The organism is Streptomyces sp. NPDC048420, from assembly GCF_040651535.1.
Classification (GTDB): domain Bacteria; phylum Actinomycetota; class Actinomycetes; order Streptomycetales; family Streptomycetaceae; genus Streptomyces.
In genome coordinates this window covers 1-24,469 of sequence record NZ_JBEZKG010000035.1, presented here as the reverse complement: position 1 = coordinate 24,469, position 24,469 = coordinate 1, and the positions used below count along the sequence as shown (strand labels likewise).

General features: G+C 68.2%; 17 protein-coding genes. All 17 read left to right on the top strand.

Annotated features, from left to right (window positions below):
- Window positions 1–22: 22 nt before the first annotated feature.
- Window positions 23–880 (top strand): transcription termination/antitermination protein NusG, encoded by an 858-nt coding sequence (nusG, locus tag AB0D34_RS41410; protein WP_362671916.1) that lies wholly within the window; start codon window positions 23–25, stop codon window positions 878–880.
- Window positions 881–1,045: 165 nt separating this feature from the next.
- Entirely contained in the window at window positions 1,046–1,480 is a 435-nt protein-coding gene (gene rplK / locus AB0D34_RS41405; RefSeq protein ID WP_362671914.1) for a 50S ribosomal protein L11, read from the top strand.
- 84 nt (window positions 1,481–1,564) lie between these two features.
- On the top strand, window positions 1,565–2,290 hold the full coding sequence (rplA, locus tag AB0D34_RS41400; RefSeq protein ID WP_007384045.1) for a 50S ribosomal protein L1: 726 nt from the start codon (window positions 1,565–1,567) through the stop codon (window positions 2,288–2,290).
- Between the two features lie 113 nt (window positions 2,291–2,403).
- Window positions 2,404–3,246, top strand: coding sequence for an LppX_LprAFG lipoprotein (locus AB0D34_RS41395; protein WP_362671910.1), 843 nt, complete (start codon window positions 2,404–2,406; stop codon window positions 3,244–3,246).
- A gap of 90 nt (window positions 3,247–3,336) precedes the next feature.
- The gene (locus AB0D34_RS41390) at window positions 3,337–4,191 is read left to right on the top strand and encodes an LppX_LprAFG lipoprotein (RefSeq protein ID WP_362671907.1); all 855 of its coding nucleotides are present in this window, start codon (window positions 3,337–3,339) and stop codon (window positions 4,189–4,191) included.
- Between the two features lie 289 nt (window positions 4,192–4,480).
- Window positions 4,481–5,011, top strand: coding sequence for a 50S ribosomal protein L10 (gene rplJ / locus AB0D34_RS41385; protein ID WP_266519626.1), 531 nt, complete (start codon window positions 4,481–4,483; stop codon window positions 5,009–5,011).
- Between the two features lie 114 nt (window positions 5,012–5,125).
- The gene (gene rplL, locus AB0D34_RS41380; protein ID WP_020135821.1) at window positions 5,126–5,509 is read left to right on the top strand and encodes a 50S ribosomal protein L7/L12; all 384 of its coding nucleotides are present in this window, start codon (window positions 5,126–5,128) and stop codon (window positions 5,507–5,509) included.
- Between the two features lie 560 nt (window positions 5,510–6,069).
- Window positions 6,070–9,555, top strand: a complete 3,486-nt coding sequence (gene rpoB / locus AB0D34_RS41375) for a DNA-directed RNA polymerase subunit beta (protein ID WP_362671905.1) — start codon at window positions 6,070–6,072, stop codon at window positions 9,553–9,555.
- Window positions 9,556–9,655: 100 nt separating this feature from the next.
- A complete protein-coding gene (locus AB0D34_RS41370) occupies window positions 9,656–13,555 on the top strand; it encodes a DNA-directed RNA polymerase subunit beta' (protein WP_362671903.1) in 3,900 nt (1,299 codons plus the stop codon).
- A gap of 194 nt (window positions 13,556–13,749) precedes the next feature.
- Entirely contained in the window at window positions 13,750–15,084 is a 1,335-nt protein-coding gene (locus AB0D34_RS41365) for a glycosyltransferase family 2 protein (RefSeq protein WP_362671901.1), read from the top strand.
- Window positions 15,081–15,626 carry a hypothetical protein gene (locus tag AB0D34_RS41360; protein ID WP_362671898.1) on the top strand — a complete coding sequence of 182 codons (546 nt, stop codon included), beginning with the start codon at window positions 15,081–15,083 and terminating at the stop codon, window positions 15,624–15,626. Before AB0D34_RS41365 ends, AB0D34_RS41360 begins: the two co-directional genes overlap by 4 nt.
- Before the next feature lie 64 nt (window positions 15,627–15,690).
- The gene (locus tag AB0D34_RS41355; RefSeq protein ID WP_362671895.1) at window positions 15,691–16,785 is read left to right on the top strand and encodes a glycosyltransferase family 4 protein; all 1,095 of its coding nucleotides are present in this window, start codon (window positions 15,691–15,693) and stop codon (window positions 16,783–16,785) included.
- Entirely contained in the window at window positions 16,782–19,181 is a 2,400-nt protein-coding gene (locus AB0D34_RS41350; protein WP_362671893.1) for a DUF2206 domain-containing protein, read from the top strand. The genes AB0D34_RS41355 and AB0D34_RS41350 overlap by 4 nt, the downstream gene beginning before the upstream one ends.
- The gene (locus AB0D34_RS41345; protein ID WP_362671891.1) at window positions 19,178–20,314 is read left to right on the top strand and encodes a glycosyltransferase family 4 protein; all 1,137 of its coding nucleotides are present in this window, start codon (window positions 19,178–19,180) and stop codon (window positions 20,312–20,314) included. The genes AB0D34_RS41350 and AB0D34_RS41345 overlap by 4 nt, the downstream gene beginning before the upstream one ends.
- Window positions 20,311–21,954: an oligosaccharide flippase family protein gene (locus AB0D34_RS41340; protein WP_362671889.1), complete on the top strand. Its 1,644-nt coding sequence runs from the start codon at window positions 20,311–20,313 to the stop codon at window positions 21,952–21,954. Before AB0D34_RS41345 ends, AB0D34_RS41340 begins: the two co-directional genes overlap by 4 nt.
- A gap of 23 nt (window positions 21,955–21,977) precedes the next feature.
- Window positions 21,978–23,195 (top strand): polysaccharide pyruvyl transferase family protein, encoded by a 1,218-nt coding sequence (locus AB0D34_RS41335; protein ID WP_362671887.1) that lies wholly within the window; start codon window positions 21,978–21,980, stop codon window positions 23,193–23,195.
- A complete protein-coding gene (locus AB0D34_RS41330) occupies window positions 23,192–24,331 on the top strand; it encodes a glycosyltransferase (RefSeq protein WP_362671884.1) in 1,140 nt (379 codons plus the stop codon). Before AB0D34_RS41335 ends, AB0D34_RS41330 begins: the two co-directional genes overlap by 4 nt.
- Window positions 24,332–24,469: the final 138 nt, after the last annotated feature.

The following is a 24,469-nucleotide window of genomic DNA, read 5'->3' as shown; positions in this document are numbered from 1 at the left end:
TATCCAGGAAGAAGCAGCCACCGTGTCTGACCAGAACCTGAACGACGCCATCGAGCCCGACGAGTCTGTCGACGACGAGCTCGACATCGTCGAGGGCGCGGACGAGGACCTGGACGAGGTCGAGGCTGCCGACGCCGAGGCGGGCGAGCCCGCCGAGGAAGCCGCGCTCCACACCGAGGACGAGTTCGAGGACGAGTCCGGCGGTGACGTCGAGGCCGTCGAGGACGAGGAAGAGCTCGTCGAGGAGGAGCCGGCCGAGCCGGTCGACCCCGTCGCCGCCCTGCGCGAGGAGCTGCGGACCCTTCCCGGCGAGTGGTACGTCATCCACACCTACGCCGGTTACGAGAACCGCGTGAAGACCAACCTCGAGCAGCGTGCCGTCTCGCTGAACGTCGAGGACTACATCTTCCAGGCCGAGGTGCCGCAGGAAGAGGTCGTCCAGATCAAGAACGGCGACCGCAAGACGATCCGCCAGAACAAGCTCCCCGGATACGTTCTCGTCCGCATGGACCTGACGAACGAGTCCTGGGGCGTCGTCCGCAACACCCCCGGCGTCACCGGCTTCGTGGGCAACGCCTACGACCCGTACCCGCTGACGCTGGACGAGATCGTCAAGATGCTCGCCCCGGAGGCCGAGGAGAAGGCCGCCCGCGAGGCCGCCGAGGCCGAGGGCAAGCCGGCTCCGGCCCGCAAGGTCGAGGTCCAGGTGCTGGACTTCGAGGTCGGCGACTCGGTCACCGTCACCGACGGTCCGTTCGCCACCCTGCAGGCCACGATCAACGAGATCAACGCCGACTCCAAGAAGGTCAAGGGTCTGGTGGAGATCTTCGGTCGTGAGACCCCGGTCGAGCTCTCGTTCGATCAGATTCAGAAGAACTAGTTCTTCGCAGAAGGCTTCCGACCAGGTCAGGCGGGCTGTTCATAGCTTGCCTGACCTGCTCGGTTTTTGGCCGCGCATCTATACCCGTTATCGTTGTGCGGTATGCCTGCGCTCGGGTGGTCCCCGTTCACAGGCAGGACCCGAATCGAAAGGACCCGGAGAGCTATGCCTCCCAAGAAGAAGAAGGTCACGGGGCTCATCAAGCTCCAGATCCAGGCCGGTGCCGCCAACCCGGCTCCGCCGGTCGGCCCCGCGCTGGGTCAGCACGGCGTCAACATCATGGAGTTCTGCAAGGCGTACAACGCCGCGACCGAGTCGCAGCGTGGCTGGGTGATCCCGGTGGAGATCACGGTCTACGAGGACCGCTCCTTCACCTTCATCACCAAGACGCCGCCGGCCGCGAAGATGATCCTCAAGGCCGCGGGCATCGAGAAGGGCTCCGGCGAGCCGCACAAGACCAAGGTCGCCAAGATCACCGAGGCGCAGGTCCGCGAGATCGCCACCACCAAGATGCCCGACCTCAACGCCAACGACCTGGACGCCGCCGCGAAGATCATCGCCGGCACCGCGCGTTCCATGGGCGTCACGGTCGAGGGCTGACCTCACCCCCGTAAGACAAGCAGAAGTGGTAGGGCCTGCTCGGCCCGTACACCACGACTCCTTTCTGAACACACAGGAGCAGTTGTGAGCAAGCGCAGCAAGGCCCTCCGGGCTGCGGACGAGAAGATCGACCGGGAGAAGCTGTACGCCCCGCTCGAGGCCGTCCGTCTCGCCAAGGAAACCTCCACGTCCAAGTTCGACGGCACCGTCGAGGTCGCCTTCCGTCTGGGTGTAGACCCGCGCAAGGCGGACCAGATGGTCCGTGGCACCGTGAACCTCCCGCACGGCACCGGTAAGACCGCCCGGGTCCTGGTCTTCGCGACCGGTGACCGTGCCGAGGCCGCTCGTGCCGCGGGCGCCGACATCGTCGGCGCCGACGAGCTCATCGACGAGGTGTCGAAGGGCCGTCTGGACTTCGACGCCGTCGTCGCCACCCCGGACCTCATGGGCAAGGTCGGCCGCCTCGGCCGCGTGCTCGGTCCCCGTGGTCTCATGCCGAACCCCAAGACCGGCACCGTCACCCCCGATGTCACCAAGGCTGTCAACGACATCAAGGGCGGCAAGATCGAGTTCCGCGTCGACAAGCACTCGAACCTGCACTTCATCATCGGCAAGACGTCGTTCGACGACACCAAGCTGGTGGAGAACTACGGCGCGGCGCTGGAGGAGATCCTCCGTCTGAAGCCGTCCGCCGCCAAGGGTCGCTACATCAAGAAGGCCGCCATCAGCACCACGATGGGCCCCGGCATTCCGCTGGACTCCAACCGCACCCGCAACCTCCTCGTCGAGGAGGACCCGGCCGCGGTCTGAGACACCGGCAGGTTCACGGGCCCCGCACCTTTCGAGGTGCGGGGCCCGTTCCCATGTGCGGGGACTGTGCTCTGGGTTAGCGTGCGAGCAGGGCACTTGCACCAGGGGGACGCATGAAGAGGACGACGGTCTGGCTCACGACGGCCGCCGCACTGACGGGACTCGCAGCCTGCACCTCCTCCTCTGGCTCACCCGACGAGCCCGTGGAGAGGCGCACCACCTCGGCGCCCGCCTCGCTGCCCGCCCTGCGCACTGCCGAGCACGCCACCGAGCGGGCCGAGACGGCCCGGGTGCGGTCCACCACCGTGATGGGCAGCCAGCTGTCCCTCACCGCCGACGGCGTCCTCGCCTGGCGTGACGAGCTCTCCGGCACCCTCACCATCCGCTACACCGGCGGCACCGCCGCCAAGGCCATGCGCGACCTGGGCGTCACCTCCATGGAGGCCCGCTACCTCTCCGACGCCTACTACGCGCGCATGGGAGACACCTTCGCCGCCAGGATCGGCGGCAAGCACTGGCTCAAGTACGCCTACGACGACCTGAAGAGCCTCGGCGGCGGCGCCGACCTCGCCGACCAGATGCGCTCCACCACCCCCGACCAGTCGGTGAAGCTGCTGCTGGACTCCGAGGACGTGCGCGAGGTCGGCGCGGAGACCGTGGACGGCCAGGCCACCACGCACTACAGCGGCACCGTGGAGCTCGAGGACGTCACCGACACCGAGCTGCGTCGGCGCCTCCAGGACGCCGGCGTCACCGCCGAGACCGTCGACATATGGATCAACGAGAAGAACCTGCTGGTCAAAAAGGTCGAGAAGACCAGCACGGCGAACGGCAAGGTGACCCAGACCGCCCACTACAGCGACTACGGCGTGCGGGTCGCCGTACGGAAACCGCCGGCGGCCGACACGGCGGACTTCAAGGCCCTCCTGTCACAGTCGAGCACCAACCCCTCCTGAGCCTCCGGGAATTCACGGACCCCTCCGTCCCCTCTCGGATAAGCTCGCGGTCTTGCTGTGAATCGGCCATATGTTCCTTGGGGGGAATCAATGGGTACTTCTGTACGACGTTCCGCGCGCACTCGCACGATCGGCGCAGGCCTCGCCGCCGTGGCCCTCGCCGCCGGCGCGGTGAGCTGTTCCAAGGGGTCGGGCGAGGAGTCGCCGAAGATGACGCCCGCGGCGGCGGTCGCCAAGGCGGCGAAGAACACGGAGGAGATCACCTCCTTCCACTACCGCATGAAGGGCGAGATGCCCGGGCAGGGCCAGGTCCAGGCCGAGGCCGCCATGCGGACCAAGCCCGACATCGCGATGAGCATGAAGATGACCGCGGCCGGTCAGGGCTCCGCGGAGATCCGGCTCGTCGACAAGGCCATGTACATCGGCGGCAACGCCGAGATGGCCAAGGAGATGGACGGCAAGAAGTGGATGAAGTTCGACCTGTCCTCGCTCGGCAAGGACGGGGGCCTCGGCGCCACCGCGCCCGGCGCCGGCCAGGCCGACCAGAACCCGGCCTCCATGTCCTCCTTCCTCAACGGCGCCAAGGACGTGAAGAAGGTCGGCACCGAGACCGTCGACGGGGTCAAGACCACCCACTACTCGGGCGACGTCACGCTGGCCGAGCTCAAGGCCTCCTTCAAGGACGCCGACAAGTCGGTCCGTGAGCAGCGCGAGAAGAGCACCGAGCAGCTCGAGAAGCTGGGCCTGGACAAGTTCACGATGGACATGTGGGTCGACGGCGAGGACCACGCCAAGCAGTTCCGCATGCAGGGCGACGCCGACAAGGGCAAGTTCGACATGACCTTCACCTTCCTCGACTACAACAAGCCGGTGACCGTCACGGCGCCGCCCGCCAAGGAGACCGCCGACCTGGCCGAGATGATGAAGGAACTCCAGAGCAGCTGAGCGTCGTAGGACCGGATTTGCTTGACAGGGATCCGGTCACGTACGCTCCTACAGAAGCCAAAGACCGCTGGTCGTTGCTGTGTCCTCGCAAGAGGGCGCGGTGGCCGAAGGATCCGCTGAAATTCGCGGACGACCCGCGCAGGTGAATGTGGAAGTCGCTCCTGGAGTCCGCTGCCCTACGGCATGCGTGTTCCGGTCGAGCTACGCCCCGTGCGCCTGCGCCGGGGCGTTTCGTTCGTCCCAGCCCCTTCCGAGCGGTCCTCATCACCCGGAAGGAGGCCGACGCTCTATGGCAAGGCCCGACAAGGCTGCCGCGGTGGCCGAGCTCGCGGAGCAGTTCCGTAGCTCGAACGCCGCCGTGCTGACCGAGTACCGGGGTCTCACCGTGGCGCAGCTCAAGACGCTGCGTCGTTCGCTCGGTGAGAACGCCCAGTACGCCGTGGTGAAGAACACGCTGACCAAGATTGCGGCCAACGAGGCCGGGATCTCGACGCTCGACGACCTGTTCAACGGTCCGACGGCAGTTGCCTTCGTCACCGGTGACCCGGTGGAGTCGGCGAAGGGTCTTCGTGACTTCGCCAAGGACAACCCGAACCTCGTCATCAAGGGCGGTGTCCTTGACGGCAAGGCGCTGTCCGCCGACGAGATCAAGAAGCTTGCGGACCTCGAGTCCCGCGAGGTTCTGCTCGCCAAGCTGGCGGGCGCCTTCAAGGGCAAGCAGACCCAGGCTGCTCAGGTCTTCCAGGCGCTCCCGTCGAAGTTCGTCCGCACCGCGGAGGCGCTTCGTGCCAAGCAGGCCGAGCAGGGCGGTGCCGAGTAATTCGGCTCGCGCATTGATCCACGCCGTATGAGGCGCGGGTCGTAGCGGGCCGTAAGTACGCCCGCCGTTTCGATACAACCGGCACCAGCCGAATTAGTGGAAGGATCGCCCCTCATGGCGAAGCTCAGCCAGGAAGACCTGCTCGCGCAGTTCGAGGAGATGACCCTCATCGAGCTCTCCGAGTTCGTGAAGGCGTTCGAGGAGAAGTTCGACGTCACCGCCGCCGCCGCGGTCGCCGTTGCCGGCCCGGCCGGTCCGGCCGCCCCGGCCGAGGCTGCCGAGGAGCAGGACGAGTTCGACGTCATCCTCACGGGTGCCGGCGACAAGAAGATCCAGGTCATCAAGGTCGTGCGTGAGCTGACCTCCCTGGGTCTGAAGGAGGCCAAGGACCTCGTGGACGGCGCCCCGAAGCCCGTTCTCGAGAAGGTCGCCAAGGAGGCCGCGGAGAAGGCCGCCGAGTCCCTCAAGGGCGCCGGCGCCTCCGTCGAGGTCAAGTAACGCCTCTCACAGGTCTCGCTTGGCCTGTAACGCGTAAGCACCGAAGAGCGATCATCCATCCGGGTGGTCGCTCTTCGGCGTTCCTGGAGGCGCGGTCACGGTTGCCCTGTCCCCTCGTGAGCGGGGGGTATGGTGATCTTCGTCGTGTCTCCCGAAACCCCGGGTTCGGGCTGAGGGGCCTTGACGAACCGCACGCAGCGCGCAATTCTCAGGACGCGTCGCCAGAACGGTCCGAATCCGAGGCATGGATCGGCGACGAAGAGGGCAGTATCAACGTGCGTTGAGGGCACCATGCCGAGGACGTTGAGGGCAGCGAGAGTTTTTGAAGACCGGGCAGAAAAGCGGGGCTGGACATCAGTGCGCCAAGTGGCTACACTGACCCTTTGCGCTGCCTGTTAGCTGTCCCCTGCCCGTCACCAGGGGTCTGCCCTCGCCTCAGCATCGATGATCGGACCATCTCTGACCTGGCCTTTTGGTCAAATCGGAGATAGCTGTCTCTATGCCGTGCGTGAGGGTCCGGGGAGCGCGTAGTGAGTCCGAGCCCTCGGAAGGACCCCCTCTTGGCCGCCTCGCGCACTGCCTCGACCGCGAATACGAACAACGGTGCCAGCACCGCCCCGCTGCGCATCTCCTTTGCAAAGATCAAGGAGCCTCTCGAGGTTCCCAACCTGCTCGCGCTGCAGACCGAGAGCTTTGACTGGCTGCTCGGGAACACCGCTTGGCAGAGTCGGGTCGAGGAGGCTCTGGAGTCAGGTCAGGACGTCCCCACCAAGTCCGGTCTGGAGGAGATCTTCGAGGAGATCTCCCCGATCGAGGACTTCTCCGGGTCGATGTCGCTGACGTTCCGTGACCACCGTTTCGAGCCGCCGAAGAACAGCATCGACGAGTGCAAGGACCGCGACTTCACGTACGCGGCCCCGCTCTTCGTGACGGCCGAGTTCACCAACAACGAGACCGGCGAGATCAAGTCCCAGACGGTCTTCATGGGCGACTTCCCGCTCATGACCCACAAGGGCACCTTCGTCATCAACGGCACCGAGCGTGTCGTGGTGTCGCAGCTGGTCCGCTCGCCGGGCGTCTACTTCGACTCCTCCATCGACAAGACGTCCGACAAGGACATCTTCTCGGCCAAGATCATCCCCTCCCGGGGTGCCTGGCTGGAGATGGAGATCGATAAGCGCGACATGGTCGGTGTCCGTATCGACCGCAAGCGCAAGCAGTCCGTCACCGTGCTCCTGAAGGCTCTCGGTTGGACCACCGAGCAGATCCTCGAGGAGTTCGGCGAGTACGAGTCGATGCGCGCCACCCTGGAGAAGGACCACACCCAGGGCCAGGACGACGCGCTGCTCGACATCTACCGCAAGCTGCGTCCGGGCGAGCCCCCCACGCGTGAGGCCGCCCAGACTCTTCTGGAGAACCTCTACTTCAACCCGAAGCGCTACGACCTCGCCAAGGTCGGCCGCTACAAGGTCAACAAGAAGCTGGGTGCGGAGGCTCCGCTGGACGCGGGCATCCTGACCGTCGAGGACATCATCTCGACGATCAAGTACCTGGTGAAGCTGCACGCGGGCGAGACCGAGACGGTCGGCGACAGCGGCACGAACATCGTCGTCGAGACCGACGACATCGACCACTTCGGCAACCGTCGTCTGCGCAGCGTCGGCGAGCTCATCCAGAACCAGGTCCGCACGGGTCTGGCTCGTATGGAGCGCGTCGTCCGTGAGCGCATGACGACCCAGGACGTCGAGGCGATCACGCCGCAGACCTTGATCAACATCCGGCCGGTCGTCGCCTCCATCAAGGAGTTCTTCGGCACCAGCCAGCTGTCGCAGTTCATGGACCAGAACAACCCGCTGTCGGGTCTCACCCACAAGCGCCGTCTGTCGGCGCTTGGCCCGGGTGGTCTCTCCCGTGAGCGGGCCGGCTTCGAGGTCCGTGACGTGCACCCGTCTCACTACGGCCGTATGTGCCCGATCGAGACGCCCGAAGGCCCGAACATCGGTCTGATCGGTTCGCTCGCCTCCTACGGCCGCGTCAACGCGTTCGGCTTCGTGGAGACGCCGTACCGCAAGGTCGTCGAAGGCATCGTCACCGACGAGGTCGACTACCTCACGGCCGACGAGGAGGACCGCTTCGTCATCGCGCAGGCCAACGCCACGCTCGACGACGACATGCGCTTCACCGAGAACCGCGTCCTGGTCCGCCGTCGTGGCGGCGAGGTCGACTACGTCCCCGGTGACGACGTGGACTACATGGACGTCTCGCCGCGCCAGATGGTGTCGGTCGCGACCGCCATGATCCCGTTCCTCGAGCACGACGACGCCAACCGTGCCCTCATGGGCGCGAACATGATGCGTCAGGCCGTGCCGCTCATCAAGAGCGAGGCCCCGCTCGTCGGCACCGGCATGGAGTACCGCTCCGCCGTCGACGCCGGTGACGTGGTCAAGGCCGAGAAGGCGGGTGTGGTCCAGGAGGTCTCCGCGGACTACATCACCACCGCCAACGACGACGGCACGTACATCACGTACCGCCTGGCCAAGTTCGCCCGTTCCAACCAGGGCACCTCGGTCAACCAGAAGGTCATCATCGACGAGGGCGACCGCGTCATCGAGGGCCAGGTCCTCGCCGACGGCGCGGCCACCGAGAACGGCGAGATGGCGCTCGGCAAGAACCTGCTGGTCGCGTTCATGCCGTGGGAGGGTCACAACTACGAGGACGCGATCATCCTGTCGCAGCGCCTCGTGCAGGACGACGTCCTCTCCTCGATCCACATCGAGGAGCACGAGGTCGACGCCCGTGACACCAAGCTCGGCCCCGAGGAGATCACCCGGGACATCCCGAACGTCTCCGAGGAGGTCCTCGCCGACCTCGACGAGCGCGGCATCATCCGCATCGGTGCCGAGGTCATCGCCGGTGACATCCTCGTCGGCAAGGTCACGCCCAAGGGTGAGACCGAGCTGACGCCGGAGGAGCGCCTGCTGCGCGCGATCTTCGGTGAGAAGGCCCGTGAGGTCCGTGACACCTCGCTGAAGGTGCCGCACGGCGAGACCGGCAAGGTCATCGGCGTCCGCGTCTTCGACCGCGAGGAGGGCGACGAGCTTCCCCCCGGTGTGAACCAGCTGGTGCGCGTGTACGTGGCGCAGAAGCGCAAGATCACCGACGGTGACAAGCTCGCCGGCCGACACGGCAACAAGGGCGTCATCTCCAAGATCCTGCCGATCGAGGACATGCCGTTCCTGGAGGACGGCACCCCGGTCGACATCATCCTCAACCCGCTCGGTGTGCCGTCCCGAATGAACCCGGGACAGGTCCTGGAGATCCACCTCGGCTGGCTCGCCAGTCGCGGCTGGGACGTCTCCGGGCTCGCCGAGGACTGGGCGCAGCGGCTCCAGGTGATCGGCGCCGACCAGGTCGCGCCGGGCACCAACGTCGCCACCCCGGTGTTCGACGGTGCGCGTGAGGACGAGCTCGCGGGTCTGCTGAACCACACCATCCCGAACCGCGACGGCGAGCGCATGGTGCAGCCGACCGGTAAGGCGAGGCTGTTCGACGGCCGCTCCGGTGAGCCGTTCCCGGACCCGATCTCCATCGGGTACATGTACATCCTCAAGCTGCACCACCTGGTCGACGACAAGCTGCACGCCCGTTCGACCGGTCCGTACTCGATGATCACCCAGCAGCCGCTGGGTGGTAAGGCCCAGTTCGGTGGCCAGCGGTTCGGCGAGATGGAGGTGTGGGCGCTGGAGGCATACGGCGCCGCCTACGCCCTCCAGGAGCTGCTGACCATCAAGTCCGACGACGTCACCGGCCGCGTGAAGGTCTACGAGGCCATCGTCAAGGGCGAGAACATCCCCGAGCCCGGCATCCCCGAGTCCTTCAAGGTGCTCATCAAGGAGATGCAGTCCCTGTGCCTCAACGTGGAGGTGCTGTCCTCGGACGGCATGTCCATCGAGATGCGCGACACCGACGAGGACGTCTTCCGCGCTGCGGAAGAGCTCGGCATCGACCTGTCCCGGCGCGAGCCGAGCAGCGTCGAAGAGGTCTGACGGGAGTCCGGCCGGAGGACCTGGTGAGGAACCTCCGGCCGGCCCCTGGACCCCCGTTTCAGACCCCAAGACTTACAACCCTGAGAGGGATTGACGCATAGTGCTCGACGTCAACTTCTTCGATGAGCTCCGGATCGGTCTGGCCACCGCTGACGACATCCGTCAGTGGAGCCACGGCGAGGTCAAGAAGCCCGAGACCATCAACTACCGCACCCTCAAGCCCGAGAAGGACGGACTCTTCTGCGAGAAGATCTTCGGTCCGACCCGGGACTGGGAGTGCTACTGCGGCAAGTACAAGCGCGTCCGCTTCAAGGGCATCATCTGTGAGCGCTGTGGCGTCGAGGTCACTCGCGCCAAGGTGCGTCGTGAGCGGATGGGCCACATCGAACTGGCCGCCCCCGTCACGCACATCTGGTACTTCAAGGGCGTCCCGTCGCGTCTGGGCTACCTGCTCGACCTGGCCCCCAAGGACCTCGAGAAGGTCATCTACTTCGCGGCGTACATGATCACGTACGTCGACGAGGAGCGCCGTACCCGCGACCTGCCCTCCCTGGAGGCGCACGTCTCCGTGGAGCGTCAGCAGGTCGAGAACCGCCGTGACTCCGACCTGGAGGCCCGCGCCAAGAAGCTGGAAAGCGACCTGGCCGAGCTGGAGGCCGAGGGTGCCAAGGCCGACGTGCGCCGCAAGGTGCGCGAGGGTGCCGAGCGTGAGATGAAGCAGCTGCGCGACCGTGCGCAGCGCGAGATCGACCGTCTCGACGAGGTGTGGACCCGCTTCAAGAACCTCAAGGTCCAGGACCTCGAAGGTGACGAGCTGCTCTACCGCGAGCTGCGGGACCGCTTCGGCACGTACTTCGACGGTTCGATGGGTGCCGCGGCGCTGCAGAAGCGCCTGGAGTCCTTCGACCTCGACGAGGAGGCCGAGCGTCTCCGCGAGATCATCCGTACCGGCAAGGGCCAGAAGAAGACCCGTGCGCTGAAGCGGCTGAAGGTCGTGTCTGCCTTCCTGCAGACCTCCAACAGCCCCAAGGGCATGGTCCTCGACTGCGTCCCGGTCATCCCGCCGGACCTTCGCCCGATGGTGCAGCTGGACGGTGGCCGCTTCGCGACCTCCGACCTGAACGACCTGTACCGCCGTGTGATCAACCGCAACAACCGTCTGAAGAGGCTCCTCGACCTCGGCGCGCCCGAGATCATCGTCAACAACGAGAAGCGCATGCTTCAGGAGGCTGTTGACGCCCTCTTCGACAACGGTCGTCGTGGTCGCCCGGTCACCGGTCCCGGTAACCGCCCGCTGAAGTCCCTGAGCGACATGCTCAAGGGCAAGCAGGGTCGATTCCGTCAGAACCTGCTCGGCAAGCGTGTGGACTACTCCGCGCGTTCCGTGATCGTCGTCGGTCCGCAGCTGAAGCTGCACCAGTGCGGTCTGCCGAAGGCGATGGCGCTGGAGCTGTTCAAGCCGTTCGTGATGAAGCGCCTGGTCGACCTGAACCACGCGCAGAACATCAAGAGCGCCAAGCGCATGGTGGAGCGCGGCCGCACGGTCGTGTACGACGTCCTCGAAGAGGTCATCGCCGAGCACCCGGTTCTCCTGAACCGTGCTCCCACCCTGCACCGCCTCGGCATCCAGGCCTTCGAGCCGCAGCTGGTCGAGGGCAAGGCCATCCAGATCCACCCGCTCGTCTGCACCGCGTTCAACGCGGACTTCGACGGTGACCAGATGGCCGTACACCTGCCGCTGTCCGCGGAGGCGCAGGCCGAGGCCCGCATCCTGATGCTGTCCTCGAACAACATCCTGAAGCCGGCCGACGGTCGCCCCGTCACCATGCCGACCCAGGACATGGTTCTTGGTCTGTTCTTCCTTACCACCGACGGCGAGCTGCGTGACACCAAGGGCGAGGGCCGGTCCTTCGGCTCCACGGCCGAGGCGATCATGGCGTTCGACGCCGGTGAGCTCGCGCTGCAGTCGCCGATCGACATCCGCTTCCCGGTGGGCACCATCCCGCCGCGTGGCTGGACGCCGCCGGCCGTCGAGGAGGGCGACCCGGAGTACCAGGCGGGTGACACCTTCCGGCTGCGCACCACCCTGGGCCGCGCGCTCTTCAACGAGCTGCTGCCCGAGGACTACCCGTTCGTCGACTACTCGGTGGGCAAGAAGCAGCTCTCCGAGATCGTCAACGACCTGGCAGAGCGCTACCCCAAGGTCATCGTGGCGGCGACGCTCGACAACCTGAAGGCGGCCGGCTTCTACTGGGCGACCCGTTCCGGTGTCACCGTGGCCATCTCCGACGTCGTCGTTCCCGAGGCGAAGAAGGAGATCGTCAAGGGCTACGAGGCGCAGGACGAGAAGGTCCAGAAGCAGTACGAGCGCGGTCTGATCACCAAGGAAGAGCGCACGCAGGAGCTCATCGCGATCTGGACCAAGGCGACCAACGAGGTCGCCGAGGCGATGAACGCGAACTTCCCCAAGACGAACCCCATCTTCATGATGGTTGACTCGGGTGCCCGAGGAAACATGATGCAGATGCGGCAGATCGCCGGTATGCGTGGTCTGGTGTCGAACGCCAAGAACGAGACGATCCCGCGTCCCATCAAGGCGTCCTTCCGTGAGGGCCTGTCCGTGCTGGAGTACTTCATCTCCACGCACGGTGCCCGTAAGGGTCTGGCCGACACCGCCCTGCGTACCGCCGACTCGGGTTACCTGACCCGTCGTCTGGTGGACGTCTCGCAGGACGTCATCATCCGCGAGGAGGACTGCGGCACCGAGCGCGGTCTCAAGCTCCAGATCGCGGAGGTCGGCGCGGACGGCGTGCTGCGCAAGGCGGACAACGTCGAGACCAGCGTGTACGCCCGTGCGCTGGCCGAGGACATCACCGTCGACGGCAAGGTGCTGGCCCCGGCCAACACCGACCTCGGCGACGTCCTCATCGACGAGCTCGTCAAGCACGGTGTCTCCGAGGTCAAGACCCGCTCGGTCCTGACCTGCGAGTCCGCCGTCGGCACCTGCGCCATGTGCTACGGCCGCTCGCTGGCCACCGGCAAGCTGGTCGACATCGGTGAGGCGGTCGGCATCATCGCCGCCCAGTCCATCGGTGAGCCCGGCACCCAGCTGACGATGCGTACCTTCCACACCGGTGGTGTGGCCGGTGACGACATCACGCAGGGTCTGCCGCGTGTCGTCGAGCTCTTCGAGGCCCGTACCCCGAAGGGTGTCGCCCCGATCTCCGAGGCGGACGGCCGTGTCCGCATCGAGGAGACCGAGAAGACCAAGAAGATCGTCATCACGCCGGACGACGGCAGCGACGAGACGGCGTTCCCGATCTCGAAGCGCGCCCGGCTCCTCGTCAGCGAGGGCGAGCACGTCTCGGTGGGCCAGAAGCTCACCGTGGGTGCCACCAACCCGCACGACGTGCTGCGCATCCTGGGTCAGCGTGCCGTCCAGGTCCACCTGGTCGGCGAGGTCCAGAAGGTCTACAACTCGCAGGGTGTGTCGATCCACGACAAGCACATCGAGATCATCATCCGGCAGATGCTGCGCCGTGTGACGATCATCGAGTCCGGCGACGCCGAGCTGCTGCCCGGTGAGCTGGTCGAGCGCTCGAAGTTCGAGACCGAGAACCGTCGTGTGGTCCAGGAGGGCGGTCACCCGGCCTCCGGTCGTCCGCAGCTGATGGGTATCACCAAGGCCTCGCTGGCGACGGAATCCTGGCTGTCGGCCGCCTCCTTCCAGGAGACGACCCGAGTCCTGACGGACGCGGCGATCAACGCCAAGTCCGACAGCCTCATCGGCCTCAAGGAGAACGTCATCATCGGTAAGCTCATCCCGGCCGGTACGGGCCTGTCCCGCTACCGCAACATCCGGGTCGAGCCGACCGAGGAGGCCAAGGCCGCGATGTACTCGGCCGTCGGCTACGACGACATCGACTACTCGCCGTTCGGCACGGGCTCCGGGCAGGCTGTGCCGCTGGAGGACTACGACTACGGGCCGTACAACCAGTAAGCGGGTTGCTTGAGTTGAAGGGCGGTCACCTCTCGGGGTGGCCGCCCTTCGGCGTGTTCAGCCCCGCAGGACCTGGTCGTCCCGCTATGTCCGGGTGGGTGGTCATGTGAAGCCGACGTGACCTGGATAACAAGTCCGTGAAGGAGTTACGTGCACAAAGTGAGTACGGGTTAAGGTGCGATGAAACTATTTGAATGAGACATCAGTCCGTTAGTCGTACGAGTGTGCACAACGGTCTTCCGGTTTCCCGTGGTGTGTGGAGGGGGGCCCGTGTCGCAGGACATGGGCCGAAGCACCGTCACGGTCGGGCAAGGGGGCCCGCGCCAGGAGTGATGTCCAGTGACTGTTTCAAGTCCTTGGGGGGGCTTGCTTTGAGATCTCTGTCCATAGTCATTCCCGCGCTCAACGAAGCTGAAAACCTGCCGACGGTCATGGCGACCATCCCGCACCGCGAACTGGCGGAAGCGGGCTGGGAGGCCGAGGTGATCGTGGTCGACAACGCTTCGACCGACGACACCGCGGAAGTGGCCCGCTCGCTGGGTGCCAGGGTCGTCTCGCAGCCCTTGCGCGGATACGGCAACGCCTACCAGGCGGGCTTCGACGCGGCCCGGGGCGAGGTCATCGCCACGGGTGACGCCGACTGCACGTACCCGTTCGACGCGCTGCCGCACCTGCTGCACATCATGGATGCCCGGCGGGTGGAGTTCATGACCACGAACCGGCTCGGGGTCGAGAACCGCAGTGCCATGAAACCGTCCCACACGGTCGCCAACCACGCCCTCAGCGCCCTGAGCCGGGCCCTGTTCCGTAACGGTCTGCGCGACTCGCAGTCCGGCATGTGGGTCTTCCAGCGTCATGTATGGGCCGCGATCGACGTCCGTTCGCCGGGCATGGCCTTCTCGCAGGAGATCAAGAACGCGGCGACCCGGGCCGGCTTCCGCTGCCTCGAGGTGCCGATCGAGTACCGGGTGCGCGGCGGACAGGTCAAGCTGAACGCCCTGCCCGACGGAGTGGCCAACCTGCGCCAGCTCTTCGAGCACAAGGTCCGGGACAATCGTTTCCGCACCACGCCCTCACGCATGGTTCCGCTGGCCGAGATGGCCCGCGCCAACGATGCCGCCGAGCGCGCCGCCGTGGCCGCCGAGCGTGCCGTGGCCGCCGTGGAGCAGCTCAGTGAGAAGACCGCGGCGGTACTCGAGCGCGAGCCGTCCGCTGCGGACGCGCATGTGACCGAACCGTCCGATGTGCCCGGCCTCTCCGACGGATCGGGGCTGCGCGAGACCTATGACACCTCCACGATCTTCAAGGCGTCCGCGGCGTTCGACCCGGAAGAGCCCGCCACCGATCGGCTGGACGACGAAATCGACGAGATCACTGAATCGTTCGATCTCGACGCGTCCATCGCGGACTCGACGGCACCCAGGGCGTCCCGGTCCGCCACGTCCTCGGCCGAGAAGTTCGGGGAGACGACACTGGCGTCCCTGCCGGGGCAGCGCAACACCGATGAGGTCCCCCTGGAAATGGCGTGAGCGGCACGTCTCACGACACTGGGCCCGGCCCGCAGGACACCGCGGACGGGTCGGCACGGCAACCTGACGACCGGCAGCCCGGCCGCCGATCCCGGACGACCGCGTCGCGACGGCGCGGTCGGTCGCTGCGCGGTACGACAAGCACCGTCGCCGCCCTGATCGCCGTGGTCGTGCTCGGCGTCGGCGGCTGGTCCGTGCCCGAGGTGCGGACCGTGCTCAAGGACTCCTTCACCGAACGTCAGCAGTCCTACATCGAGATGTACTTCGGCAAGGAGCCGTTCTTCGACGGGGACGAACTCGTCGTGCCGCTGGAGGTCGTCGAGCACGGCGAGACCGGCGGCAAGCACACGGTGCGGGCCTGGGCCGAGGACGCGAAGGGCAAGCGCCTCGCCGCCCGGACGGAACCCGTCACCACCAAGCCGGGTGCCCTGATCGGCGTCGACGTCCGGCTGCGTCTGAAGGGCAGCGGGAAGAAGAACGCGGATCTCGTCGAGGTGACGCTGCCGGGCCATTCACAGCGGCTCCAGATGCATCTGCGCTGACCGCTTCCAGCCCGCCCCCTCCCACCCCCCACGAGCCGCACCTGCCACACTCCGGGAAGCCTGAATGCCCACCATCGTCCAGATCACTCCGTACTACCCGCCGGCGCTCGGCGGGCTGGAGCGTGTCGTCTCCAACCTTGCTCGGGAGCAGGCCAGACGGCACGACGTAGAGGTCCTGACCACGGCCCTGCGCACCGAGGGCATGCCTCGCACCACCCGTGAGGAGGGGGTAGTGGTGCACCGGCACCGGGCCGTGGAGGTGGCGCACACCGCCCTCGCCCCGGGCCTCGCCACGCACCTCGCCAGGCTGCCCCGCGACGCGGTGCTCCATCTGCACTGCGCGCACGCTCTGCTTCCCGAGATGGTCGCTCTCGCCACCCGGCTGCGCGGTACCCGATTCCTGCTCCACTTCCACCTCGACGTGGACGCCTCCGGCCCTCTCGGTGCTCTGCTTCCGCACTACAAGGAGCATGTGTTCGGACGCGTCCTGCGGAACGCGGCCGGAGTCATCGCACTGACCGACGCCCAGGCGGCATTCCTCACGGACACCTACCGGGTACCCGCCGACCGCGTCCACGTCGTGCCCAACGGCGTCGGCGCCATGTATTTCATGCCGGCCCGAGAGCCCGCGCCCGGCCCCATGAAGCTGCTCTTCGTCGGCCGCCTCGGAGTCCAGAAGAACGTGCCCCGGCTGCTGAACGCCCTGAGCCGGACGCGGCAGGACATCCGGCTGCGGATCGTCGGCGACGGCGAGCTGCGTGGGCAGCTCGAGGAACAGGCCGCCGGCCTGGGCCTGGCGAACGTGGAGTTCAGCGGTGCACTGCTCGGGGAGGACCTGGTGAAGGCGTACGCGGACTCCGACGCCTTCGTGCTGCCCTCGGACAAGGAGGGCATGCCGCTGGTCGTTCTGGAGGCCATGGCGGCCGGGCTGCCGGTGATCGCCACCGACGTGCCCGGCACCCGGGAACTCGTCCGTGACACCGGGCTACTGGCTGCCCCCGAGCCGACCGCTCTCGCCGCCGCCCTCGACTCCGTCGCTGCCGACCTCGCGCTGCGGGCGCGGCTGGCCCGCGCCAGCGTGGAGCGGGCCCGGGACTACTCGTGGGAGACCGTCGCCCGTCTCGTCGACGACGTCTACACCAAGGCCGGCCTGTTGTGACCGTCAACGACGAAACCCTGGCACTGCGGGTCACCGGCCCCGACCCGCAGCCGCACACCGACGACGAGCCGCCCCTCGGGGCCGGCGGGCCCGCGGGCCCCTGGGGAATCCCGATCGGCCGCCGCTGGGCCATCCTGCTCAGCCTCGCCCCGGCCAGCGTCCTGGAACTGCTGCCCCAGACACCCGGTCCGCTGCAGACCCTCGCCGGACTGTGGCTGCTGTTCGGCGCCCCCGTCCTGCTGTGGCGTGGGGTGACCGCGCGCATCGTGAGCACCGGGACCGCCGCCCAGCTGCTCGCTGTCGGATTCACGGTGCTGACCGACATCGTCGTCGCGCTCACCGTGAACACCACGCTTCCCCTGATCGGGGTCGACCGGCCGCTGACCCGACTGTTCCTCACCGTCGCCACCGCCGCCGCCCTGGTCGTGCTCGGCGTTCTCGCACCCATGCCGGAACGCTCCGGACGGTCCGTCCTGGAAGCCTGGTCCACCACCCGGGGACTCAGGCCGGTCGCGGCCCTCGGCTGCCTGGCCCTCGTCCTCTCCGTGGCCGGGCCCATCCGGCTCAACAACGGCCTGGGCGGCACGGTCAGCGCCGTCGCCACGGTCGTCGTGGCCGCGCTGATCTGTCTGCTCCTGCTGCGCCGGGCCCGTTACCCGGTCCCCGTCCTGGAGTTCGGCCTGTACTGCGCCTCCGCCGCGCTGCTGCTGCTCACCTCGCTGCGCGGGCAGTACATCACCGGACACGACATCCAGAAGGAGTACCTGTACTTCCGGCTCGCCCTGGGCGGCGAGTACTGGAACATCGGCACCTACACCGACCCGTACAACGCCTGTCTGAGCATCACGCTGCTGCCGGTGCACATCTTCCAGATGACCGCGCTCTCCGACACGTCGATCTTCAAGGTCGTCCTGCCGCTGCTGTTCGCGTTCACCCCGGTGCTGGTACACCGCGCGGTACGCAACGTGGCCCCACGCGTGGTCGCGCTGATCTCTGCGGTGTATTTCATCGTCTTCCCCACGTTCCTCACCGACATGACCTACCTCGGTCGCCAGGAGATCGCCTTCCTGCTGCTGGGCTGCGCCATGGTGGTGCTCACCGACTCGCGCGGCCCGCTGGCCCTGCGCCGGACGGTGTTCGTGGTGCTGCTGGGCGGCATCGTCCTCTCCCACTACTCCACGACCTACGTCGTCGTCGGCACCCTCGCCATCTCCTTCGCCCTGGACAAGGTGTGGCGGCTGGTGTCCCGGCGCGGTCGCGGAAGGACGCGCCGCAAACGCCGCGAGGACCGGATGCTGTCCTTCCTCACCTGGTGGGTGGTGGCAGTGCCAGCCGTGCTCGCCCTGTTGTGGTCGGGCCCCCTCACCCACACGGGCGGCCAGGTCGAACGCACCCTCACGTCGGTCGCCTCGGCCGTGTTCGGGGGCAAGTCGGAGTCGGGCTCCTCCGACACGGCGTACAGCATCCTCGGCGGCAAGAAGATCCCGGCGTCCGAGCGCCTGAAGGAGTACAAGGCCGACCTGCTGAAGCAGACCGCGGCCGAGCGGGACGACGGCAACTACCTGCCGCTGAAGCAGATCGACAGCCTGTCCACGCCCGTCGTCGAAGTGCCGACGATGAAGCTGACCGTCATCGGACGGCTCATGGACGCCTTCGGCATCAGCGTGCCGGGACTCAACGGCGCGCTCCGACAGGGAACCGCGCTGTTCTTCCAGCTGATGGTGATGGTCGGCTTCGCGGTGGCGCTGTGGGCGCGCCGCTCCGCGTTCCGGCCGGTGCGCGACCAGATCACCATCGCCGCCGGTGCCTGGTGCATGGTCGCCGTCTTCACGCTGGTGCCGCAGCTTTCGGTGGACTACAGCCTGCTGCGCGCGTTCCAGCAGGGCCTGTTCTTCTTCGCGCCGTTCCTGGCCACCGCCACGCTGTGGGCACTGCGCTGGGCGGGCCGCCGTACCGTGCCCGTGGCGTGCGTACTGCTGGCCGGGCTGCTGCTCGACCTGTCGGGTGTGGTGCCCAAGGCGCTGGGCGGCTATCCGGCGCAGGTGCAGCTGTCCAACTCCGGCCAGTACTACTCCATCTACTACCCGCACGCCGAGGAGCGCCGGGCCGCGCTCTGGCTCGATGCGCGGATCGCCAAGGACGGCACGGGGCTGATCCAGACCGACCGGTTCAGCTACAGCCGCCTCCAAGCCCTTCTGACCCATCCCACCCTCGCCGACATCACCCCGGCCTCCCTGCGCACGGACTCGTACGTGCTCCTGGGCACCACACCGACCCGCACCGGCCAGGTGACGGTCTTCTACGGCGGCGACTTGATCACGTACGAGTACCCGATGAAGGTCCTGGACTCCCGGGACATCATCTACAGCAACGGGGGAGCGGTGATCTACCGATGAGCACGAGACCGTTGAGGGTCCTCCTGGTCAGCCACTACTACCCGCCGCACGTCGGTGGCATCGAGAACGTCGCGCGCCGCGAGGCCGTCGGACTTGCCCGGGAGGGCGTCGACGTCACCGTCGTCACCAGCGCCGACCGCTCCTCCGTCACCCGTGAGGACGGGGTGCGGGTGGTGCGCGTCGCCGCCTGGAACGGTGCGGAGCGCAAGGCGGGTGTGCCCTTCCCGGTGTTCTCGCCCGCCCTGGCGGCCGTCGCGCTGCGCTGGGCGCGGCACGCGGACGCCGTGCACATCCACGACTGCCTCTACATCAGCTCGTGGACGGCAGGCCTGGCGGCCAAGCTCACCCGCACCCCGTACGTCCTCACCCAGCATGTGGCCGTCGTCGAGCACCCCTCCGGTCTGGTCCAGGCTGTCCAGCGCGCTGTGTACGGGGTGGCCGGCCGCGGTCTCCTGCGCGGTGCCCGCGCGGTGTTCACGCTCAACGCCTCGGTCGCCCGGTTCGTGGAAGGCCACGGTGCCCGGCGCCGGCATCATCTGGCCAACGGGGTGGACACGGAACTGTTCCGCCCCGCCGCCTCCGAGGCCGAGCGGGCACTCGCACGGACGCGGTTCGGGCTGCCCGCCGACCGCGTACTGGTCCTGTTCGTGGGCCGGCTCGTGCCCAAGAAGGGCTACGACCTGCTCCTCGCCGCCCACACCCCCGACGCCGGCTACGACCTGGTGTTCTCCGGGGGCGGCGACGCGGCGGCTCTGGCCGGTCGGCCCGGCGTCCACCACCTCGGCGCGCTGCCCCCCGAGGCCGTCGCCGAGGCCTACCGGGCCTGCGACGTCTTCGCGCTGCCCTCCACCGCCGAGGGATTTCCGCTCACCGTGCAGGAGGCCATGGCCTCCGGCCTGCCGGTGGTCACCACCGACGACCCCGGCTACACCCCCTACGACCTCGACCGCGACCAGGTGTCCCTGCTGCCACGCGAGCCGGCCGTGCTCGCCGCCGAACTGCGCGCGCTGGCCGCCGACCCCGAGCGGCGGGCCCGGATGGGGGAGTACGCGCGGACGTACGCGGAGAAGGCCTTCGCCTGGAACGACCACGTCCACACCCTGCTGGCGCACTACCGCGGTGAGCACCCATGACGGATGGGAGTACCGCCCCGGCCACGCCCGCGCGTGGCCGGCACCGCCGCCCGGGCGACCGGATCTACCGCAGCTCGTTCTTCCTGCTCGCCTCCACGGTGGTCACCGCCGGGCTCAGCTTCGTGTTCTGGGTGGTCGTCGCCCGCTTCTACAGCCCCTCCCAGGTCGGACTCGCCACCTCGCTGATCTCCGCGACCTCGCTGCTGGCCACTTTCAGCCTGCTCGGCCTGAACAACACACTGGTCCGCTTCCCGGCGGAGCGCGAGGCGCGCAACGCCCAGATCAGCCAGGCGATGGTGCTGGTCACGGTGGTCGGATGCGTGGCGGCCGGCATCTACCTCCTCGGACTCCCGCTGTACGGCGCCAAGCTGGGCTTCGTCCGTGACAACTGGATGTCGGCGGTCGCCTTCGCCGTGTTCTGCGGCTGCGCGGCGGCCAGCATGCTGGTCAAGTCGGTCTTCAACGCGGCCCGCATTCCCGAGTACAACGTGCTGATCGACGGACTGACCCAGGGAGTCGCCAAGGTCGCCATCCCGGCCGTCCTCACGGGGCTCGGCGTCTTCGGGATCGTCGCCTCGGCCGGCGTGGGCTACGCGGTGACGGTGCTGGTCGCCGTGGTGGTGCTGCGCCGACGGCTCGGTTTCCGCATGGACCTGCGCACCCACGGCACCCGGCTGCGCGAGAAGTTCCGCTTCTCCGTCGCCAGCCATCTCTCCAACCTGATCAATCTGACGCCGGTGCTGGCGACGCCGCTGATCGTGCTGCACCACCTGGGGGCGGCCGCGGCCGGCTACTTCTTCGTGGCGTTCCAGATCGCGGCCATGTTGAACTCCGTCTCCACCGCCGTCGGTGAGGCCGTCTTCGTGGAGGTCTCGCACCAGGAGTCGCGGTTCCGGGAGCTGATGCTGCGCTCCGGGCGGATCATCGCGGCCGTCCAGGTGCCCGCCGCCGCGGTCGTGGTCTTCGGCGGGGGACTGCTGCTGAAGATGTTCGGCGCCGAGTACGAGGGTCAGGCCCGGCCTCTGCTGACCGTGCTGGCGATCGCCGCCCTGCCGGTCGCCCTCAACACCTGGGCCTGCTTCGCCCTCAAACTGGCTCAGCGCATGCGGCACCTGATCGCCGCCAACACGATCATGGCCAGTCTGTCCGTCGGTCTCGCCTCCGCCTTCGCCGACCGGGGCCTGGTGTGGATCGGCTACGCGTGGGCCACGGGGAACGCGGTCGCCGGCCTCTTCGCCACGGCGAGTCTGGTCCGGCGCCCCCGCGCCGCGTCGGCGCCGGTGGCCACGCCGGTGCCCGCGGCGGACACCCCGTCGCCGGACGACACCCTGGCACTGCGGCCGACGGACCTCGACACGCCGTATCACGACGTGGTCGGCGGCTACGACGCGCCCTACCGGGTCGGGCCCGCCGACCCGTACGGCGTGGGCCTGGAGTACCCGTACGCGGCGTCCGGCGGCGAGCCGTACGCGGACTACCACGGCTATGACACCGAGCCGTACGCGGCCCCCTACGGTGATCCGCCCGGCGCACCGTTCGACGCCCATGCCGACCCCCACCTTGCCTCCGGCTTGCTCACCTCCCCCACGAACACCGTCAGTTCCGCCAGTTCGTTCAGTTCCGAGAGGCCCGCTCCTTGAAAATCGTGGTGATCAATGCGTACGTGCGTGAGAACGCCGGCGACGCCGCTCTCCTCTCCGTCTGCCTGCAGCACGTACAGGAGGCCTTTCCCGAAGCCGACGTGGTGATCGCGGGCATGGAGGACGCCGCCGTGCACACGGCCTTCGAGGGCGTGCGCAACATCGGCTCGATCCGCCGCTACGTCGCCGACGGCACCGTCTCGCTGCCCCGACGCCTGCTGCGCAAGGCGCTGCTCGGGCTGGCGGGCACCGCGGCGGTCGCCCTGCCCCGTCCGTTCGCCCGGGCCGTCGTCGCGGTGCTGCCCGCCGAGGCCCGGCGCGAGGCCCGTGCCGTGGCCACGGCGGACCTGGTGGTGTCCATGGGTGGTGGCTATGTACTGGCCCGCCCCGGTCTCGACGGCTACCAGAACGTCTTCTTCGTCCTGCTGCCCGCGCTGCTCGCGCAGAAGGCGGGCGTCCCCGTGGTCTGGGCCCCGCAGTCCTTCGGTCCGTTCCCGGCCGCCGCACAGCGCAAGCTGGTCGGGCGGGTCATGCGGCGCTCGGCCGCGGTACTGCCGCGCGAGGACGTCAGTGTGGGCGAGTTGCTTGCCTGCGACATCCCGGCGCAGCAGATCGAGCGAGCCGTCGACGCCGGCTTCGCCTTCGCCCCCGAGCGCCGTATCGACTGGCGGGCCAAGATCGGCGTCGGTCCCGACGAGCGACTGGTCGGCATCACCGCGCGCCGCTGGCTGGCCCCCGCAGCGCAGGAACGCTACGAACGCGAACTCGCCCGCACCATCGACGCCGTCCAGGCCACCGGCGTCCGGGCGGTCCTCATCCCGCAGGTGAGCACCGACTACCTCGGCGACGACGACCGCATCTGCGAGCGCCGTATCGCCGCCCACTGCACCAGCGGCCCGCTCATGGTCGACGAGGTCGTCGACTACCGCGACCTCAAGGGCCTGTACGACGAGTGTTCCCTGCTCATCGGTACTCGCTTCCACTCGGTGATCTTCTCGCTCACCAGCGAGGTGCCCTGCGTCGCCATCGAGTACGAGCACAAGACCCGGGGCATCATGGCCGACCTGGGCCTCGGCGAGTGGGTCCTGCCCATCGCCGACGTCACCCACGACAGGCTGTGGGCGCTGGTCGAGCCGCTGTTGAAGGACCCCGCCCCCTACCGCGCGATCCTCGACGCCAATCTGCCCGGCTACGTCGCCCGCGCCCAGTCGCTGCCCGCCCGGCTGCGGGAGTCGGTGTGAGCAGACGCCGTACCGTCGCGGTCGTCGCCCCGTACTACCCGCCGAAGATCGGCGGGGTGGAGCAGTACGCCGCGCGCATCGCGGCAGCCGTCGCGGGCTCCGCCGATCTGCGGCCCGTGGTCATCACCACGCGTCTCGACGGAGGGCTGCGCACCACCGTGGGCAACGAGGACGGCATCCCGGTGGTGCGGCTCGGCGTCTGGTTGAAGCTGTCCAACACCCCGCTCAGCCCGCTGTGGCCGCTGCAGCTGCGTCGCTGGCTGCGGCGGACCCGCGCCGAGGTCGTCAACGTGCACGCGCCCGTCCCCGGTCTCGGCGACCTCGCCGTCGCCGTGGCCGGGCGCCGGCCCACCGTGCTGACCTACCACGCGGGATCGATGCACAAGGGCGAGGCCGACAGCGGCGCCGCCGACCGGCTGATCGGCCTGTACGAGAGGGCCGTGCTGCCCCGGGTCTTCGCCCGCGCCCGGCGACTGGTCGCGGTGTCGCCGGTGTCGCTGGCCGACGGGCACCCGCACACGGTGCGGATCTCACCCGGCGTGGACACCGACCGCTTCACACCGGGCGAGCCGGCTTCCCGCCGCCCCCGCACGGTCGTCTACGTCGGCCGTATGGACCGCTCCTCGGCCTGGAAGGGCGTCGACGTCCTGGTCCGCGCCTTCGCCCACCTCGTCCGCACCGTGCCCGACGCCCGTCTGCGCCTGGTCGGTGACGGCGACGCGCTGCCCGGCCTGCGCGCCCTCGCGACCGAGCTCGGCGTCGCCGACCGCCTGGAGACCCCGGGTGCCCTGAGCGGCGAAGCACTGATGGAAGCGGTACGCACGGCCGCCGTGCTGGCGCTGCCCTCGCTCACCGAGGCGGAGTCCTTCGGCATGGCGTTGGTCGAGGCCATGGCCTGTGCCACACCGGTCGTCGGTTCTGAGGTGGGCGGCATCCCGCACGTGGTCGACGGAGGGGAGACGGGTCTGCTCGTCCCGCCGGGGGATCCGGACGCTCTTGCCGCGGCGTGCGCCAAGCTGCTGGCCGACGGGGATCTGGCGGACCGGATGGGAGCGGCCGGCCGGCGAACGGCAGAGGAACGCTACGCCTGGCCGAAACTGACAGCCCGCTACCTGCAGCTGTTCCGGGAGCTCTGACCGTACCGGGCTAGGGCCTGTCCGGCGGATCATGCCGGCGGCGCGGGGTCTGGTGCGTGCATCTGCGGCGTTGTCGTCACTCGCCGACGCTCCGCGTCGACTCCCTCCTCCGCCTTGCAGCTGCACGCACCAGACCCC